The sequence below is a fragment of the Chryseobacterium amylolyticum genome, from assembly GCF_051011775.1.
Taxonomy (GTDB): Bacteria; Bacteroidota; Bacteroidia; order Flavobacteriales; family Weeksellaceae; genus Chryseobacterium.
Genome location: NZ_JBPCHX010000003.1, coordinates 413,948 through 428,847, shown reverse-complemented (window position 1 = coordinate 428,847; position 14,900 = coordinate 413,948). Strand labels below are relative to the sequence as shown.

Here is a 14,900-nt window from a genome sequence, read left to right as displayed (position 1 = left end):
TTTGCCAAGAATTTAATATTCAATGCTACAGAGAATACAAACTATATGGACTTTATTAGCAGTTTTGGCTGCTGTTTTCCTTTTCATAACAGGTCAGGATGTTGTCATTTCAGACAGTATTCCTTTACTTAATATCAGCTGTATAGCCCTTGTTATTATTGGAGCATTAAGTATTTTCAGTTTCAAAAACAGAAAAAGACAAATTTTGCTGAATACCATCAGCATCATTATAAACGCTTTGTTGATTGGTGTATTGGCGTACTGGTTACTAAACTTATCCGGAGGAATTCAGTTTCCTGAGAAGGGTATTGAGCCGATTTTCCCATTGATGGCGGTGATCTGTCTGCTTATTGCAAACGTTTACATCCGCAAAGATGAGAGGCTCGTAAAATCTGTAGACAGACTTCGATAACCTTACAACGATTTTTTGAGTGAGAACAGCTTCTTTTCAGGAGCTGTTTTTTATTTTCCATACTTTCTTATTTAATTTATGTAAATTCATTGCAACTTTTTAGTCAGAAACACGACAGATCATATAACTTTTAATAAAAGACAATGAAAAAGCTTACGTATCTTACTTTATCACTATTCTCCATATTTACCTTTGCACAGGAAGTTTCCAGGGAAAGAGTAAAAACAGTTCTTTCCACTCTCGCTTCAGATGAAATGAAAGGCCGTGAAATCGGAACCCGGGAAAATGAAAATGCAGCCCATTATATCGCTAAACTTTTTAAAGAAAACAACCTGGAATATTGTACAGGAAATTCTTATCTGGTGCCATTTGACTACCATGGAAAAACAGTATACAACGTTTGTGGAATCAAAAAAGGAAAATCTGATCAGTATCTGGGTTTTTCAGGGCATTTCGACCATATCGGAACCAGTGATAAAAGCGGAGACAATATTTATAACGGAGCGGATGATGATGCCAGCGGAATCACGACTCTGGTAGGTATTGCTGATTATTTTAAAAATAAAAAACCGGAATTCTCCATGGTATTTATGGCATTTAACGGAGAGGAAAAAGGAATGCTGGGTTCAAGAGCTATTTCAACAGATTCTAATCTGGATCACATTTATAATAAAATGACTGCCCTTTTTAATTTTGAAATGGTAGCTACAGAATCCCAATGGGGCAAAAATGCATTATATATGACAGGAGACGGATTCTCAGATCTTGATGAGCTTTTCAATAAAAATGCAGTAAACGGATTAAAAATTAATGCTGATCCTTATGCAAAGCAGCAGCTGTTTTACCGTTCGGATAATGTAAGTTTTGTAAAAAAGAAAATTATTGCCCATTCATTCTCTACGGTTGATATGACAAAGGCGTCTCATTATCACCATGAAAATGATGATATCAATATTGTTGATTTTGATAATATGACACAGATCATCAATAATTTTGGAAAAACACTGGATAAGCTGAATCCTAAAAACTTTAGCCCAAAATATACCGATCAGGTGAAATTTTAATTAAACCATTATAAAAGGAACCGCTGAATAAGCGGTTTTTTTATTAAACTGCTTTGCTGTTCCACCTTTTGTTCCGGTATTAAAGTTTCGTTTATTTATTTTAAAAACAAAGTTTAACAGCCCTGAGTTGTAACAAAAAAACGATTTTTGAAACATATCCGTTAAAGTAAAACAGGATTAAGAACGTCTTATCTTTTAATTTTACGTAATTTTGCTATCCAATTTTTTCATTGAATGAACGAATATAAAAAAATCTTAAAGTTCGCGAGGCCGCATCAAAAATATATCTACGGAAGTTTATTTTTCAATATTCTGTATTCTGTATTTCAGATTGCTTCCCTGGGGACTATTCTACCGGTTCTGGGAATGCTTTTTGGAACCATAAAACCAGAAAAATATGAAAAAGCACCAGTATATTCCGGTGATATTGTTGATTTTTTCTCCTATATAAAAGAATATTCCAATTATTATGTACAAACACTGGTGAGTAATTACGGGGCACTTACTGTCCTTGCCTGGCTGTGCATCATTACTGCATTTATGTTCTTTTTGAGAAATGCATTCCGGTATTTCGGTTCTTTATTGCTGATCAATTACCGTGTGGGAGTAACCAAAGACCTGCGTGGAGCGATGTACAGAAAAATACTTTCCCTTCCTGTTTCATTCTTTACAGAGAGCAGAAAGGGAGATATGATGTCCCGTATGTCCAATGACGTAGGAGAAGTGGAAGGAAATATCTTAGGAAGCTTGATTGAACTGATAAACGCACCTTTTATGCTGATCAGTACATTGGTGACCTTATTTTTCCTGAGTCCTGAAATGACTCTTTTCTCGCTATTGGTTCTTCCTGTGATGGGAACAATGATTGCATTGATCGGAAAAAGCCTTAAAAAAGACTCACATGAAGCACAAAGTGAGCTTGGAACTATTTTCTCTATTGTGGATGAAACATTGAAGTCTTCAAAGGTTATTAAAATATTCAATGGGGAAAAAATCATGAATAACAGATTCATGCATTCTATGAACAAATGGATCTCAAGTTCTATCAATTTGGGTAAAAAGAAAGAATTGGCGTCTCCAATGAGCGAATTCTTAGGTTCTATTACCTTCCTGATTATTGCATGGTACGGTGGGAAACAAATTATTGTTGAGCAGAGTATTTCTCCGGCAGATTTCCTTGTATTTTTAGGAATGTTCTTCCAGATCCTTCCTCCTGCAAAAAGCTTATCTACTTCTATTTCCAATGTACAGAAAGGAGAAGCTTCCCTGAAAAGGGTATTGGAAATCCTTGAAGCCGATGTGAAAATTGAAGAAATTGCAGAACCTGTCTCTATTACAACACTTCAGAATAATATTGAATTCAAGGATATTGGATTCTATTATGACAAAGCAAATCTTATCCTTAAAAACTTCAACTTAACCATTCCTAAAGGAAAAACGGTTGCTTTGGTAGGCCAAAGCGGGAGTGGTAAAACAACCATCGCCAATCTTTTAGCGAGGTTCTATGATGTTTCGGAAGGAGAAATCCTTATTGACGGGACAAACATTAAACATTTAAAATTACAGGAATACCGCCAGCTGCTGGGAATGGTAACGCAGGAATCCGTATTATTCAACGATTCTGTATATAACAATATCCTGATGGGTAAACCCGATGCCACCAAAGAAGAGGTAATTGCTGCTGCAAAAATTGCCAATGCGGATTCTTTCATTTCCAACCTTTCTGAAGGGTATGATACCAATATCGGTGATGATGGAAACAAACTTTCCGGAGGCCAGAAACAGAGGGTTTCTATCGCAAGAGCTGTATTGAAAAACCCGCCGATTATGATCCTTGATGAAGCCACATCCGCCCTGGATACAGAATCTGAAAGATTTGTTCAGGATGCCCTGGAGAAAATGATGGAGAACAGGACTTCTTTAGTGATTGCCCACCGTCTTTCAACGATTCAGAAAGCAGACTGGATTGTAGTGATGGAAAAAGGTGATATCGTGGAACAGGGAACCCACCACGACCTGATTGCAAAAAGAGGAATGTATCACAAACTTGTTGAACTTCAAAACTTCGACTAATCTTTTAATCGAATTAAAATGAACCCTATACAAGAGTATTTCTACAGAATCGAAGAGCCTGAAAGAAGTACTCTTTTGTTTTTACGTGATAAGATCCTGGCTTCAGATCCGGAAAATATTACAGAAACTTTCAGTTTCGGACTTCCGTTCATCAAATACAAAAAGAAAATGCTGTGTTACTTCTATTACAGCAAAAAATATCAAAAGCATTACCTGAGCTTTTATCATGGTGACAGACTTGATTATCCTGAACTGATCCAGGATGGCAGAAAGAAGTTTAAAATCCTTCTTATTGATAGGGAAGAGGACATTCCCGTAGAACTGATACTGAACCTTGTACAGGAGGTTAAAAGACATATAAAATAAAAAACTCCGGCACGAATAATCGTGCCGGAGCCATCTTTAAAAACCTTTCATCATTGTGTGTTTATTCCGTTAAATTCTGCCTGCTTAATTGCCCAGGCAATCATATTGGCAAAAAGGATTGAATTCTGAACCTGCATTCCTCCTGTTGTATATCCGTTTCCTGCATATCCGTAAGAGGATTTCTGAACCGGTAAATATCCTCCTGAACTTGGCGCTACAAAAGGCTCAATGGTATTACTTGGATACTGATTTCCATTGGCATTTTCATTACTTAAAAAACCACCGTCACCAAACCATATAAAGTTTAGGCTCGTATTTCTTAATCCTGAAATTCCTGTTCTGGTAGTTGTGCTGTTAATAGGCTGTGCATAGCTGTAAGGAACAAATCCACTTGTCAACCCTGAAATATTTACTGTGGTAGAAGCATCTTCACCCCAGTTTTTTCCTCTTACGTCTCCAAAAGGTCCGTTAAGGATGGGATCATCAGAATTGGTAAGAGCATACACAGAACCTGCACCACCCCCATAAGATGCTGAAATCGTAGGATCGGAGAATATTCCTCTGAATAGATTCTGTGCAGTGCCCGTATCATCTGTCATCGCAATAACAACTCCTTTTTTATTAAGATAGGAAGCAATATAACCTGCATCTGTAGCATTAGGTGTGTAGTTGTAACCAATGACAACAATATCCGGCTTATTATTAAGAGCCGCCTGAAGAGCTGCTGAAGAAGGTGAGTTCCCTAAAGAGGTATGCGTAAAGCCTTCATATTTAACAATACTGGAAGCTGTCGTACCAAAGTTTGTTGGAGAATCCATCAGACTTCTTGACGGACCGGTATAGGCACTATAACCGTAAGCTGTTTCTAATCCGATATGGAGAACCGTTTTTTTAGGAATGACGACGACTACATTTACAGAACATGTTGTAGATACCCCGCCCTGGCTGTCAGAAGTAATTGTCATTGTTTTCACCGATGTAGAAGTTGGAGTTCCTGTTCCGCTTAATGTAATATTCTGATTTCCCGTAGAGGTAAATGTCCCTGACCCGCTGAAAGAAATTCCGTCAACAGTATTAGTTGTAACAGTATAGCTTCCCAGTGCTGTTACATTAACAGGAAGAGTAATTGTATTGGAAGCGGTTAAAGCTGTCCCAACCTTGTATACTCCGTTTACCGCAGCACTTCCACAACTCATGGTATAGATTCCTGCAGGACTTAATACATTCACTGTAACAGCAGGTGTACATGAAACATCTGTCCCGTTGGCATTTAGTCCTACGGTATCTACCTGTATTGCAGCAGGCGCTCCCTGTCCCGGAACTTGGATAGTTTGCGTTCCTGTAGAAAGAAAAACACCTGTTCCGTAGAAATTATATCCATTTGTTGTAGTACCTGTAATCGTATAATTTCCAATTTTAGTTACGTTTACGGACACACTTAAATAATTGGATGCTGTAAGCTCTTTTGTCTGAACATAAGTTCCCATTGCTTTTGTACTGGAACAGTCGACCGTAAAAACAGCTTTGCCCATTTGTCCGCAGACACTTTTCCATTCGTTATCAGCAAGACTCCAGTAATTAATACAGTCCTCAGTAATGTTATAAATTGTCAAACCATCATCCTTGGCAGTATTCATTACAATTGCATTTCGCTGCGCTTCAGTTAACCTTGGGATAAGTACCCCTTTGTTGTTATTTCCTGAAACAACATCCAAAACCGAATTAGTGTTCGGCGTTGTCGTATTGATTCCTACTGCACCATTATTGGTTTGAGAAAAAGCTTCTCCAAAAACAAAGAGCATTGCTACGAGCAGGACTTTGATTGGAGGCATTGTAAATTTTGTTTCCATCATTGTATAAGTTATAATTGTTTGATAATATTAATCTGGGCATTTAACTTCCACAAAATTATCAACCACAGATGATTACAAAATAATTCCTGCTACGCAATACTACTCACGCGTAGTAAAACTCACAAATGCCAATGACTTATCCTGATAAAAAACACAAATAAAAAGTTGAGTTTTTTAACAAAACCCAACTATAAATTCAAATATCAAAATCAAAACAACATAAAAAACAATTACTTTTTATTTATCACAAAAAATAAAATCATTAAGTTAAAAAAACTCATTATTTAAAAATACTTTTCCATTTCGCAATGGTATTCCGGCTTATCTTAAAATGGCCACTCACCTGAAGATTAGTGAGTTCATTTCTTTTCTGATAACTGAGAATTTTCAGTATTGATTCCTTATCATAAGAACGGAGCCTCTGATTTTTACGTTCCACCGTATATCCTGTTTCTCCAAAAATCAGTTGATTAAATTTCAGAATGTCAAAAGCTGAATGTAATGTTTCCAGCTTGAGCCTGATGGTGGGGTCTGATAATTTTCCGGGAAATTTTTCTTCAAGAATGTCGCTATAAATCTGCTTATAATCCGGCATCATATTATATCTTTTTCATCCATTTATTTAAAGTGGTCTTGGGTATTTTATACCTTTTAACCACATCATTGGCTGTCATTTTCCCTGTTTTTATTTTATCAAGAATAAAATCCTTAACCTCCTGCGTATAAATGCTTTTCCTGAAAACCAGGGTGTTTTCCTTTTGAGTGAGGGCATTATCAATTCTCGCCTGTGGAGCATACAAAATCAGATGTCCGGTATAGAATCGGAAGAAATCGAATTTTAATAGTTTACACCATTTGAGGAGCACATCGGTATCGATACTTTTTGCATGATACATCCTCTCCACTTCATCTTCCGTACTGTTTAAAAACCGGGAAATTCTTTCTATTGGAATCTGATACTCTTCCACTTTGGATTGGACCAGGCTTCCAATATGGATGTTCTTAATATTCATCACAATGTTTTTAGGTAAAAATATTGACAAGAACATCAAAAAACACTATCAGAACCTACTCAAGATTACGTATGAGTAACAAAAATCAGAATTCTGTTTAAATTTTAATTAAAAAGCTGTTGATATTGATCTCCGAGGAAATATTCAGTTTTTTCCGTATCCTGTATTTTTTACTTTCTACAGCCCGGATACTGTTATTGGTACACTGTGCTATTTTTTTGGTATCAAAATCCAGCTTCATCAATGCACAGAAATAGAGCTCAGAATGGATCAGATTAGGATTTATTCTTAAAATATCAGGAATGAAATGTGGAAAAAATACCTGAAATTTTTCAAAAAACACGGGTGAATTGCTTTCCGCCAGATTTAAAATTTCCTGAATATTTTCTTCTGAAAGGTGGTTGATCAGCATCTGCTGTTTCATCAATTCCGAATTCGTTTTTACCAGATCCTTGATGGTGGAATCCTTTTCTTTTTTATCGGAAATTAAACCATGAATAAGCTCATCCTTCTGAGTAATAAATACAATATCCATCAGGAAAGAAGCAACGGAGAATAAAATATTCAGCAGTTTTATAGTTTTAAAATCTTCTTTTTCTATGAACCTGCTCTTTGGTAGGAAATCAAAATCAAAATACAGACATGCAATGAAATTGATACTGATGATGAATGTAATAAAAAAGATGATGAGGGAATCTTGTTTGTATTTCAGAAAGAACGGAACAGCAAACAGAAGACAAAAGTAAAAGTATTCTACTCCGGCGTTTTTGTATGTATAGATATTAAAAAAGCTCACTATAAATGTGAGTAAAACAAATATACCGATAATGAAAGGCTTTAAAACCGTTTTGAACCTTTTGGTTTTTCCTTTTACAGCCATCAGAAACAGCCAGAAGAAGGTAATTACCGTAAGAAATATGGAGATCAGCATATCCCCGAAAAAAATAATAATAAAAATGGAGTAAAACAGGAATATGAAAAACAATAAAAGCAAATACCGGTTAATAAGATGAAGATAATTGCTTTCAAAACCATCATCCATATTCTCCGCTTCGTCATTGATCACCTTAAAGAAAAACTTATAAATCATCTTGTTGTTTTTTTATGCTTTCACAAGCTTAAGTTGGCATTTGTACTTTTGAAAGTATAAATTTTCCAATATTAACAGCCTTTCATGCAAAATAAAAATCTTCAAAACGAAATCTATCAGTCTTTTTCAGCATTAAAGGGTATGATTAAGGTGTTTTCTAGCTACAATTTACTAAAATCCGATGTTAAAATTATCAAATGAAATACCATTTTTGACAATAAATTAACCATCATTTACCTCGGATCACTTAAAAGCATGAGCTTGTGTTTTTAAGCAGGCAAAATTATTGATTCCAATGGAAAAGTATAACTCTTCCAATACGCAATAATACTCATGCGTAATTAAACTCAAACAACAAAATATACCCTTTTATACCTCAAATAAAAAAGAGAGCTTTAAAAGCTCTCTTTTGATTTTTTATCTGCGACAGGAATTTTAGTTTTCTTTCAGTTTGGCAATCACATCCAGACCGCCTTTTGTAATATCTCCGATTTTACAGATAATTTCAGTGTCCAAAGGAAGGAATACATCCATTCTGGAACCGAACTTAATAAATCCGAACTCATGTCCTGCTTTTGCTTTATCACCTTCATTACAGTAGAAAACGATTCTTCTTGCAACATATCCGGCAATCTGTCTGAAGACAACTTTGTGATTGGTCATCGTCTGAACTGCTACGGTAGTTCTTTCATTCTCTGTAGAGGATTTTTCATGCCATGCTACCAGATATTTTCCCGGGTGGTATTTTTTGTAAATCACTTCTCCCGAAACCGGATATCTGCAGATATGAACATTCAGTGGAGACATGAAAATGGAAACCTGGATGGCTTTTCCTTTTATAAATTCATCTTCTTCCACTTCTTTGATCATGACCACTTTTCCGTCCACAGGGGCAATCACGTTTTCTCTGTGGTCAAGGATAGTACGGTCCGGAACTCTGAAAAACCAGAAGACTAAACTGTAAATGACCAGCAAAGGCATAATGATCAGCAGGGACCATATTTTAAGGAAATAGATCGCTAAGGCTCCCAGGATGATAAAAAGTATGGTAGCAACGGTAATCGTTCCTTTTGATTCTCTATGTAATTTCATGAGACTAAATAAATTTTTCTAAAATAAAGTACAAATATACGACAGGAACGCAGATAATAAAACTATCCAGCCTGTCTAAAACTCCTCCGTGCCCCGGAATGATGTTTCCACTGTCTTTCACACCGAAGTTTCTCTTCAACTGGCTTTCTACCAGATCTCCTAACGGAGCAAAGGCTGCAACCAGAAATCCTACGATCATCCAGTTTCCTCTCAATTCAGGCTGATAATGTTCAATAAAGTAAGATAAGACCAATGTTAAAACAACACCGCCCGCATAGCCTTCCCAAGTTTTTTTAGGAGAAATTTTAGGAGCCATTTTATGTTTACCGAAGAATTTCCCTACCAGATAAGCAAAAGTATCACTGCTCCAGATCAGAATAAACAGAAACAGCACCTCGAGAGAAAAACTTTCGTTATAACTGGAGAACTTTGGCAACCCTAATGCAAAGCTGAACGGGAGCGCCACGTAAATAACGGTAAAAATAAGCTTCCCGCTGTCGAAGTATAATTCGTTAGGATATTTGAATAAAGTTACCACAGCAATCCCGATCAGGGCCAGGGCCAATATTTCGCTAAGCCTGAAATCAAAAAAGAAATCGTGGTTAAAATATCTTTTGGAGAAAATATAAAAAATAAAGATGACCAGTGGAAATACTACCCATTTTTCGTACCCGTTTCCAAATTTCATGATTTTGACACATTCCCAGGTTCCTACGATCAGGAGTAAGCTCATCAGGCCATGATAAAGATATTGCTGTTTGACCAAACCAGGAGCAATACTGTTCAGCAATTGTGCTCCCAGGGGAGTAGAACAAAGAATAATGATGGCTACATAAACGATACCTGATACGGTTCTTTGAATGAGATTTTTGTCCAAAATTTAAAATTTAGAAGTGGTTGCTTAATCTTCAAGCAGCAATAAAAACAGTTTTGTATTGGAATTGGAAGAACTGTCCATTTTAGACTGGCTTCCGCTGATGGAAGTAAGGTTCTTGATATTTCCGTTTCTTTTTATTTTCCCCATAGCATCATTCAGGTTGTTTACAATCTGGGAAACATTGGCAATGATGATAATTTTATCAGGAAGCCTGGAAGAATGATAGTGAAGGATATTATTATGAGAAAGCATGATTCTGCCGTCATAGGCAATGAGGTATTCACAGGTAATGAATGCAGCATCATTAGACTGCTGCAGTTCTGAGGTATAAGAAGTCTTCACAACGTTCAAAAAGTTCTGAAGTTCTTTATCCCAGCAGAAGAGATTGTGGATGCCTTCTATTTTGATAATTTGATTTAAAGTTTGTAGAGCCTCCGCTTCATCTGCACAATAATTAAAAAATCCTCCCGAATGCGTAAATAATTGCGCAAACTTATAGTCAAGATCCGCATTTTTCAGCGAATCCCCAAGCTTCTCCAGGCTCTGTTTTTCCTCTTCTTCAGGCTGGTTGGTAAGTTTGCTTACAATCCTCTTGAATAAATTCAACTTAATCTATTTTTAGTCAACTTTATACAAAAATAGAAAATAAATTATAATAGTGTTCAAAATATCTCTTGAAATATGAAAAAACCCGGCAATTTTACAGTTGCCAGGTTTTTGTTATTTATATTTTTTAAAGGTCTTAAAGCTGCGTCGGGCTTTCAGGAGCCTGAATTTCGCTTTCTTCTTCTTTCTCTTTGATCTGAGGTGCTGCCTCTGCTATTGGCTGATCTTTTTCAGGAATAGTATTGGTAACAGGCTTCTCTGTCAATTCCGGATCCCATGCTCTCTTTCCGAAAATTTCTTCCAGATCTTCACGGAAGATCACTTCTTTTTCCAGCAGCTTGTTGGCTAAAGCATCCAGCTTATCCTTATTATCTGCAAGGATTCTTACAGCTCTGTCATACTGATTTTCGATAATCGATTTGATCTCTGCATCAATTTTTGTAGCCGTTTCTTCAGAATAAGGTTTTCCGAAATTATATTCAGACTGACCTGAACTGTCATAGTAAGAAATATTACCGATATTCGGGCTTAATCCGTAGATTGTTACCATGGCCTGCGCTCTCTTCGTCACTGTTTCAAGATCAGAAAGTGCTCCTGTGGAAATATTGTTGAAGATTACCTGCTCTGCAGCTCTTCCTCCCAGTGTTGCACACATTTCGTCCAGCATCTGTTCAGTAGTGGTAAGCTGTCTTTCCTCAGGCAGATACCATGCTGCACCTAATGAGCGTCCTCTAGGAACAATAGTCACTTTTAAAAGTGGAGATGCATGCTCTACCAGCCAGGAAATTGTTGCATGTCCTGCCTCGTGGTAAGCTACTCTTCTCTTTTCAGAAGGTTTGATTGCTTTATTTTTCTTTTCAAGACCACCAATGATTCTGTCCACAGCATCAAGGAAATCCTGTTTGGTTACTGAAGTATGATTATTTCTTGCTGCAATAAGCGCCGCTTCGTTACAAACGTTCGCAATATCTGCTCCACTGAAACCAGGAGTTTGTTTTGCAAGGAATTCTCTGTCTACATTATCATCAAGCTTGATTTTCTTCAGGTGAACATCAAAGATCTGTCTTCTTTCGTGAAGCTCCGGAAGGTCTACATAGATAGAACGGTCAAAACGTCCTGCTCTCATCAAAGCTTTATCAAGGATATCTGCTCTGTTGGTTGCTGCCATTACGATAACATTCGTATCGGTTCCGAAACCATCCATTTCAGTAAGAAGCTGGTTCAGGGTATTTTCTCTTTCATCGTTTCCGCCGGAGAAATTATTTTTTCCTCTTGCACGTCCGATGGCATCAATCTCATCGATGAAGATAATTGCCGGAGATTTTGCTTTAGCCTGAGCAAAAAGGTCTCTTACCCTTGAAGCTCCTACCCCAACAAACATTTCGACGAAATCAGAACCTGAAAGTGAGAAAAACGGAACTTTGGCTTCACCAGCAACAGCTTTTGCCAGTAAGGTTTTACCGGTTCCCGGAGGCCCTACCAACAGGACACCTTTAGGAATTTTACCTCCCAGTTTTGTATATTTTTCAGAGTTTTTGAGGAAATCCACTACTTCCTGAACTTCTTCTTTTGCTCCTTCCAAACCTGCAACATCTTTAAATGTCACCTGAATTCTTTCTTTTTCATCAAAAAGCTTCGCTTTGGATTTTCCGATAGAGAAAATTTGTCCGCCGGGACCTCCGCCACCACCCATCTTTCTGAAAAGAAGGAAATAGAATAATCCTAAAATTGAAATCCAAACCAGTGCAGGAATCAGAATATCCATTAATGCACTTTTACCCGTTCCGTAATCTTTGGTTGTTTTGATTGCCGGGTTGGTCGCTTTGATCTGTTCAAATTTCTGAAGGAAAAGTTGCAGGTCTCCATATTTTACAGAAAAATCTGCTTTAGGAGCCATTTCGAAGGCAGAAAGCGGGTTGTTTTCTTTTCCGGCTTTGGAAACCATTGCCGATTTTGCTTCTTTTGTCAGGAAAACATCAGCTTTCTCTATGTCTTTGTATATAATTATATTCTGGACTTTCCCCGCCTGCATTTCTCTAAAGAAACCATCTTCATCAATAGATTTTGCACTGTCGCCTCCAAGGAAATTGGAGCCAAAGAATAGCAAAAGAGCTATGATTGCAATAGGAAAGAACCAGTTGAATCCTTTATTATTCATTTAAACTTTTTAAAATTTTTATTATTCATTTTCAATTCTGGTAATGACTGCGTCACCCCAAAGCTCTTCTATGTCGTAGTACTCACGTACCTGTTTCTGGAATATATGAACCACCACTGAAACGTAATCTACCAGTACCCACATCGCATTTTCAGCACCTTCCACATGCCAAGGTCTGTCGTGCAGTTCATTTCTTACTTTTTTCTCAACACTTCCTGCCAATGCAGCCACCTGTGTATTCGAGTTTCCACTACATATTACGAATGTTTCTGCTACGGAATTTTCGATGTTGGAAAGATCAAAGATCATTATGTCTTCACCTTTTACATCCTGGATAGCTTCAACGATTTTATCTATTAATGCTTGTTTTTCTGCTGTTTTATTCATTAAAAAAATACTATAATCTGCAAATTTATTGTTTTTTCTTTACTTTAACCTTACTTTTACCCTCTTAATGTCTTAAAGTTTTCTTAAATGAGCCAACTCTTCTACCTGAAAGAATGTTCTTCTACTAATGACGAAATATCAAAGTTTTTACTTTACGGAAATTCAGATTTTACAGGGCTTCATACTTTTAATCAGACTAAAGGCCGTGGTCAGTATGGAAATACCTGGACTCAGACTGCCGGAAAAAACCTGGCATATACGCTGGCAGTGAATACTCAGAACATCTTGTGCTCCGACTTTATATTCAATTACTATACCGCAATGATAATCCGGGATTTCCTTGCCAAATTGTCTGACTCAGAGGTAAAAATCAAATGGCCGAATGATATTATCCTTAAAGGTAAAAAAATCGTTGGAATTTTAATAGAAAAGAAAAAAATTAATCAAAATAATTATTTCATTATAGGAGCCGGAATCAATATTCTGCAGAAAAATTTTGATGAAATATCCAACGCAGGATCACTCCTGACGCAAACAGGAGTAGAATTTGACCTTGAAGACCTTGCCCAAAACCTTCATGAATTCCTGTCCGAAAAACTGAAAAACATTCCATCTGATCAGGAAATACTGGATGGGTTCAATACCAACCTTTTCAGAAAGGATGAGATATCAGTCTTTGAAATTGAAAAAGAGCGACAAAATGGCATCATCCGAAAAGCAGACGAAAAAGGTGAACTCTGGATAGAGCTGGAAGACGGGATGCGTTCCTTTTACCACAAGGAAGTAAAATTACTTTACTGATTGGCTCTTTTGATATAAAGGTAAAGAGTAAGCGGCAGGAAGACCAGATTGGGCAGCCACATTGCCAGCGCCGGAGACAGACTTTTATTTTCCGAAACTACTTTTAAAGCTTCAAATGAAAACACGAAAATAAAGGCCAATGAAATCCCTATCGCCAGGTTAATTCCCAACCCTCCCCTTTTCTTTTGTGATGACAGGGAAAGCGCCAGAAATGTCAGAATAATGATTGAAACAGGCATTGAAGTTCTCTGATGAAGCTCATTCAGGTAAGAATTCAGGTTACTGTTACCTCTTGCCTTTTCTCTTTCAATAAACTTTAAGAGTTCCGGAGTGGTTTTATTCTGCCCCAAAAGCTCGTTCGGGAAAAGCTCTTCCGGGGAATGCCCATAGTTTTTCCTTAGTTCTATTCCGTTATTAAGCTTTTCTGAATTGTCTTTATTGATTGTTTTTTCCAAATAATTATTTAAGACAAACTGCTTTTTGTCTTTGTCCCAATATACTTCGCTGGCTTTTAGCTCGTAGGTCATTTTTCTGTCTTTATCATATTTCTGATAAACGAAACTTGATCCTCTTTTTTCCCTTTTGTTCCAGGAATCAACGAAGATATATTCTGTTTTGCTCAGCTGTGAAGAAGCCGGAGCGGTTCCTAAGATTTTTTCTTTATTGGCTGCATTATAGGTATAGGCTTCCAGCTCATTTTTCTTGATATTGGCCCATGGAAGTACCATATGATATACCACCAGGGCAATCAGACCAATAAAAATAGAGGTAAGAAGATATGGTTTTGAAAACCTGTGAAAGCTGGCTCCGCTACTGATGATGGCAACAATTTCGGTATTATTTGCCATTCTGGAGGTAAAATAAATTACCGAAATAAAAACCAGGATGGAAAGAAAGGTTACCACAAGATTAATAATCCAGAAGGGATAGAAATGGATCAGGAAATACATCAGATCCAGTTTCGGATCAATGGCTTTGGCATTTTCTATCCTTGGGATTTTCTGCTGTACGTCAATTACGAGGACCACTATAGACAACAATACGAGCATGAAACTGAAAGTTCCAAGGTATTTTTTTATGATATATCTGTCTACAATTTTAAGCATAT

Annotated in this window: 15 protein-coding genes; 5 read left to right on the top strand and 10 right to left on the bottom strand. The window is 37.0% G+C overall.

Annotation, left to right across the window (positions count from 1 at the left end):
* The first annotated feature begins 22 nt into the window (after positions 1 to 22).
* The 4 genes from ACR1PO_RS10690 (at position 23) to ACR1PO_RS10675 (ending at position 3,915) form a co-directional block, all read left to right on the top strand.
* On the top strand, positions 23 to 412 hold the full coding sequence (locus ACR1PO_RS10690; RefSeq protein ID WP_433986757.1) for a DUF4293 family protein: 390 nt from the start codon (positions 23 to 25) through the stop codon (positions 410 to 412).
* Between the two features lie 143 nt (positions 413 to 555).
* Entirely contained in the window at positions 556 to 1,476 is a 921-nt protein-coding gene (locus ACR1PO_RS10685; protein WP_433986756.1) for a M28 family peptidase, read from the top strand.
* 234 nt (positions 1,477 to 1,710) lie between these two features.
* Positions 1,711 to 3,549 (top strand): ABC transporter ATP-binding protein, encoded by a 1,839-nt coding sequence (locus ACR1PO_RS10680; protein WP_433986755.1) that lies wholly within the window; start codon positions 1,711 to 1,713, stop codon positions 3,547 to 3,549.
* An 18-nt stretch (positions 3,550 to 3,567) separates the two neighbouring features.
* Positions 3,568 to 3,915, top strand: a complete 348-nt coding sequence (locus tag ACR1PO_RS10675) for a DUF1801 domain-containing protein (protein ID WP_332388541.1) — start codon at positions 3,568 to 3,570, stop codon at positions 3,913 to 3,915.
* A gap of 50 nt (positions 3,916 to 3,965) precedes the next feature.
* Here the strand turns inward: ACR1PO_RS10675 and ACR1PO_RS10670 are convergent, their stop codons facing one another.
* From ACR1PO_RS10670 to rsfS, 9 genes are all read right to left on the bottom strand, one after another.
* On the bottom strand, positions 3,966 to 5,768 hold the full coding sequence (locus ACR1PO_RS10670; RefSeq protein ID WP_433986754.1) for a phage tail-like protein: 1,803 nt from the start codon (positions 5,766 to 5,768) through the stop codon (positions 3,966 to 3,968).
* Positions 5,769 to 6,048: 280 nt separating this feature from the next.
* Positions 6,049 to 6,366, bottom strand: a complete 318-nt coding sequence (locus tag ACR1PO_RS10665; RefSeq protein WP_433986753.1) for a helix-turn-helix domain-containing protein — start codon at positions 6,364 to 6,366, stop codon at positions 6,049 to 6,051.
* A gap of 1 nt (position 6,367) precedes the next feature.
* Positions 6,368 to 6,781 (bottom strand): transposase, encoded by a 414-nt coding sequence (locus ACR1PO_RS10660; protein ID WP_433986752.1) that lies wholly within the window; start codon positions 6,779 to 6,781, stop codon positions 6,368 to 6,370.
* Positions 6,782 to 6,878: 97 nt separating this feature from the next.
* Positions 6,879 to 7,871, bottom strand: coding sequence for a helix-turn-helix transcriptional regulator (locus tag ACR1PO_RS10655; RefSeq protein WP_433986751.1), 993 nt, complete (start codon positions 7,869 to 7,871; stop codon positions 6,879 to 6,881).
* 435 nt (positions 7,872 to 8,306) lie between these two features.
* Positions 8,307 to 8,963, bottom strand: a complete 657-nt coding sequence (locus tag ACR1PO_RS10650) for a phosphatidylserine decarboxylase family protein (RefSeq protein ID WP_332388548.1) — start codon at positions 8,961 to 8,963, stop codon at positions 8,307 to 8,309.
* 4 nt (positions 8,964 to 8,967) lie between these two features.
* Positions 8,968 to 9,840 (bottom strand): phosphatidate cytidylyltransferase, encoded by an 873-nt coding sequence (locus ACR1PO_RS10645; RefSeq protein ID WP_332388549.1) that lies wholly within the window; start codon positions 9,838 to 9,840, stop codon positions 8,968 to 8,970.
* Between the two features lie 24 nt (positions 9,841 to 9,864).
* Positions 9,865 to 10,446, bottom strand: a complete 582-nt coding sequence (locus tag ACR1PO_RS10640) for an LUD domain-containing protein (protein WP_232722903.1) — start codon at positions 10,444 to 10,446, stop codon at positions 9,865 to 9,867.
* A 136-nt stretch (positions 10,447 to 10,582) separates the two neighbouring features.
* On the bottom strand, positions 10,583 to 12,604 hold the full coding sequence (gene ftsH, locus ACR1PO_RS10635; RefSeq protein WP_433986750.1) for an ATP-dependent zinc metalloprotease FtsH: 2,022 nt from the start codon (positions 12,602 to 12,604) through the stop codon (positions 10,583 to 10,585).
* A 21-nt stretch (positions 12,605 to 12,625) separates the two neighbouring features.
* A complete protein-coding gene (rsfS, locus tag ACR1PO_RS10630) occupies positions 12,626 to 12,991 on the bottom strand; it encodes a ribosome silencing factor (protein WP_002982704.1) in 366 nt (121 codons plus the stop codon).
* A gap of 87 nt (positions 12,992 to 13,078) precedes the next feature.
* Here rsfS and ACR1PO_RS10625 point away from each other — a divergent pair, with 87 nt between their 5' ends.
* A complete protein-coding gene (locus tag ACR1PO_RS10625) occupies positions 13,079 to 13,792 on the top strand; it encodes a biotin--[acetyl-CoA-carboxylase] ligase (protein ID WP_433986749.1) in 714 nt (237 codons plus the stop codon).
* Here ACR1PO_RS10625 and ACR1PO_RS10620 read toward each other — a convergent pair.
* Positions 13,786 to 14,898: an LptF/LptG family permease gene (locus ACR1PO_RS10620; protein WP_232722906.1), complete on the bottom strand. Its 1,113-nt coding sequence runs from the start codon at positions 14,896 to 14,898 to the stop codon at positions 13,786 to 13,788. The two genes, ACR1PO_RS10625 and ACR1PO_RS10620, sit on opposite strands and share 7 nt — an antisense overlap.
* Between the last annotated feature and the right edge of the window lie 2 nt (positions 14,899 to 14,900).